Below are 3,172 nucleotides of genomic sequence, written 5' to 3'. Positions count from 1 at the left end.
GGCGGGGATCGGCGCCACGGCGGGCGCTGCGGCGACGCGCGGACGCCGTGGCGCGCGCGGCTTGGTAACGGCCTGCGCTTCGGCTTCGCCGGCCTCGCGGCGGGCCAGCAGGCTGGCCACGCTCTCCTTGACCTTGCCGATGCCCTGGGCCAGGTGCAGGCTCTGCTCGGCATCGGCCTTCAGGCGCACGATGTAGTCGCGGGTTTCACCCTGGCGCTGGCGGAGGGTGTCGAGCAGCTCCTCCAGCTCGGCGATGCTCTCGCGCGCCTTGGCCTGGGCCTTGGCCTTGCCGGCGGCGGCGGCCTCCTCGAGGCGGGCGGAAGCCTTGTGCAGCTTGTCCTGGGCCTTGCTGCGCTGCTTCTCCAGCTTGGCCAGCAGCTTCTCGGCATCCACCAGCGCCTGGCTGCAGGCCTGCTCCAGATGCTCGAGCAGACTGTGGGACAGCTGCTGCAGCAGATGCAGCGGCGTGGTGACTGGCTTGTTCCTGGTCGCCATGAAATGCCTCCCGGCTATGAGTGTCCCCCCATACTAGTCCGGCGGCGACGGGGCTTCCAGAGGCTCCAGTCCTGCCGCAGCTCAGGCCTGGCCGGCCTGGCTGGTGGCCGCACCGCTGTGCACGTTGTGCAGCACCTCGATCAGGCAGTCTTCCAGCTCGAAGCGCTGCTCCAGCAACTGGCCGAGCTTCTCCAGCTCGTGAGCGACGCAGGCGCTGTCGCGGCAGTCGCCGTTGTCGCAGCGGTCGTTGAAGTCGAGCATGACCGCGGTGCTGGCCTCGAGCTGCGGAAACACCTTGGCCGCCAGGACCAGCGCCGGGCCGTCGCCGAAGGCGCGCGCCTCGCCGAGCAACTGCTCGTAGATCTCGAAATGGCCGGCGGACAGGTAGTCCATCAGCTGCGCGCAGAACTCCTCCAGCAGGGGTCCGCTGGTCTGCGGACGGGCATTGAGGGCCTGGAAGGCGCTGACCAGCTGATGCCGCTCCTGCAGCCAGCGGTCCAGCAGCAGGTGGACACCACCCCAGCGTTCCTGGGCGTTGCGACAGTTCTCGAGCATGGTTTTCCTCGCTTCCCGCGTCGGTGGAGTTGTTGTGCGCATGGGAAAACGATGCCGCCCGGCATCGCTGCCGGCCCCGCGAGGACTGCCCGGCGACAGCCTCCAGCAGCGACCGGTGGCGGCCAGACTATGCCGGCCCCGCCGCTGGCAGCAAGCCATCACCGGGAAAACTTTGATACAGCCGTTTGAGGCGATTCTCAGTCGCGACGCAGCAGCTGCAGCACGGCCAGCGCGGCGAAGCCGGCGAAGGCCAGCAGGCTCCACTCGGGGATGCTCAGGCCGAGCAGGGTCCAGGTCACCTCGGCGCAGTCGGCGGTGCCGTGCAGCATCAGGCGCACGATGTCCTGGAACGGCAGCGCCTCCATCATGTACTCGAGGCTCGGCAGGCAGGCCGGCAGCTGGTCCGCTGGCAGCCCCTGCAGCCAGACCTGGCGGCCGGCCGAGGCGAGGCCGGCGGCGGCGAACAGCAGAGTCAGGCCGGCATAGACGCGCCGACCGCGACGCTGCGGGCCGTGGATGGCGGCCGCCAGGCAGGCGAGACCGACGCCGATGAACTCGATGCGCTGGACGACGCACAGCGGGCAGGGCTCGAGCCCCTCGGCATGCTCTAGGTAGAGGCCGAAGGCCAGCAGCGCGGCGCAGGCGAGGAAGGCGAGAAGGTTGAGCAGGCGGGGGTTGGCCAGCGGCATGGCGGCTCCGGTGGGAGGAAACGGAAGGCCGCTACGGTAGAGGAAAGCCGGGCGGGCTTTCAAGGCCGCCCGGCAGACGCTGGACACCACCTGTCAAGTGCGAGGCGACGACCGTCACGGCCGCCATGCGCTCAGCGCGCCGGCTGCGGCAGCGCCGGCAGTTCGCCGCCGAACAGGCCGAACCCCTCCTGCAGCAGGCGGTTGCTGCGCTCGACCTCGCCGAGGCGCGCCAGCAGGCGCGCCAGCTCGGCATAGGTCTCGACGCGCCGCTCGAGCTGCAGGCTGTGCTCGAGGTAATCGCGCGCCTTGCCCCACAGCTGGTTGCGCAGGGCCAGGCGGCCGAGGCTGAGCAGCAGGCCGGCGTCGGCCGGGCGGCCCTTCAGCCAGGACTCGGCGCTGGCCAGCTGGCGCGCCGGATCGCGCCCCTGGACCAGCCCGTAGAGGTAGGCCAGGCGCGCGTCGTAGTCGCGCTTGAGCGCGGCGCGCAGCAGCTCCTCGGCCTCCGCGCCACCGCCCAGGCGCTGCAGCAGCTCGGCATGGCAGCCCACCAGCGCCGGCTTCTGCCGCTGCGCCTGGGGCAGCTGCTGCCACGCCTGGCGCAGCGCATCCAGCGGCGCCTCGCCAGCGGCTGCGGCCTGCTCCAGCAGGGCGCGACGGGCGCGCAGTTCGAGGGCCTCCAGCTCGTCGTCCGCCAGCAGCTTCTGCCGGCGCAGCTCGGGCAGCAGCTCGCACAGCGCCGCCCAGTTGCCCAGCCGCGGCTGCAGCTGCGCCAGCAGGCGCAGGACGTGGGGATGCCGCGGGTGCTTGTCGCGGACCGCCTGCAGCACGCTCGCCGCCTCGGCATCCGCCCCGCGCGCCATCAGCAGCTGGGCCTGCACCAGGTCGACGGCCAGCGCCGCCTTCGGCTCGCGCTGGCGGGCCTCCTCGAGCAACTGGTCGGCGCTGGCGTGCTCGCCCAGCTCGCTGGCCGCGCGGGCGGCGGCCAGGTAGGGCACCAGCGGCTGCGAACTGTGCACGGCGACCCGGCGCAGCAAGCGCAGGGCATGCGACCAGCGCCCGGCGGCCAGCTCCAGCAGGCCGCGCTGGGCCGCCTGCTGCATGCGCCGCGTGCGGTTGCGCCCGGACCAGGGGTTGACCAGCCGCCCCGAGGCGCCCAGCAGGCCGAGCAGCAGGCGCACGCCGGCCAGCAGCGCCCAGAGGACCGCTCCGAGGGCGAGGAACACCCACAGGGTGGACTCGTAGCGGAAGCCCTTCCAGGCGATCAGCACGTAGCCGGCCTCCTCGGCGATCAGCAGGCCGAGCAGCGCGGCGGCGAAGATCGCGAGCAGGAACAGCAGGAAGGTGCGGTTCATTGGCTGGCCTCCTGCGCCGGCGCGCTGCCGGGCGCCGCCGGCGGCGCGGACGAGGCCTCGGGGGTCCTGGGCGCCGCGCCG

4 protein-coding genes are annotated in these 3,172 nt (G+C 72.5%); all 4 read right to left on the bottom strand.

Features of this window, described 5'->3' with window-relative positions; all coding sequences use genetic code 11:
• The coding region (locus tag E5198_RS20760; RefSeq protein ID WP_218569079.1) for an AlgP family protein at positions 1-495 on the bottom strand (495 nt) is incomplete at its 3' end.
• Between the two features lie 81 nt (positions 496-576).
• On the bottom strand, positions 577-1,050 hold the full coding sequence (gene rsd / locus E5198_RS20755) for a sigma D regulator (RefSeq protein WP_136491803.1): 474 nt from the start codon (positions 1,048-1,050) through the stop codon (positions 577-579).
• Positions 1,051-1,247: 197 nt separating this feature from the next.
• Positions 1,248-1,739 (bottom strand): disulfide bond formation protein B, encoded by a 492-nt coding sequence (locus E5198_RS20750; RefSeq protein ID WP_136491802.1) that lies wholly within the window; start codon positions 1,737-1,739, stop codon positions 1,248-1,250.
• Positions 1,740-1,870: 131 nt separating this feature from the next.
• Complete coding sequence (locus E5198_RS20745; protein WP_136491801.1) at positions 1,871-3,091, bottom strand: heme biosynthesis HemY N-terminal domain-containing protein; 1,221 nt, start codon at positions 3,089-3,091, stop codon at positions 1,871-1,873.
• Between the last annotated feature and the right edge of the window lie 81 nt (positions 3,092-3,172).

This window comes from Pseudomonas sp. A-1 (assembly GCF_004801855.1).
Taxonomy (GTDB): domain Bacteria; phylum Pseudomonadota; class Gammaproteobacteria; order Pseudomonadales; family Pseudomonadaceae; genus Geopseudomonas.
The sequence above is the reverse complement of the archived record's forward strand: the minus strand, read 5'-3'. Positions and strand labels throughout refer to the sequence as shown.

Coding starts and splice junctions, on each gene's coding strand:
- E5198_RS20750 (WP_136491802.1), bottom strand. CDS start 1,739: ATGCCGCTGGCCAACCCCCGCCTGCTCAACCTTCTCGCCTTCCTCGCC.
- rsd (WP_136491803.1), bottom strand. CDS start 1,050: ATGCTCGAGAACTGTCGCAACGCCCAGGAACGCTGGGGTGGTGTCCAC.
- E5198_RS20745 (WP_136491801.1), bottom strand. CDS start 3,091: ATGAACCGCACCTTCCTGCTGTTCCTGCTCGCGATCTTCGCCGCCGCG.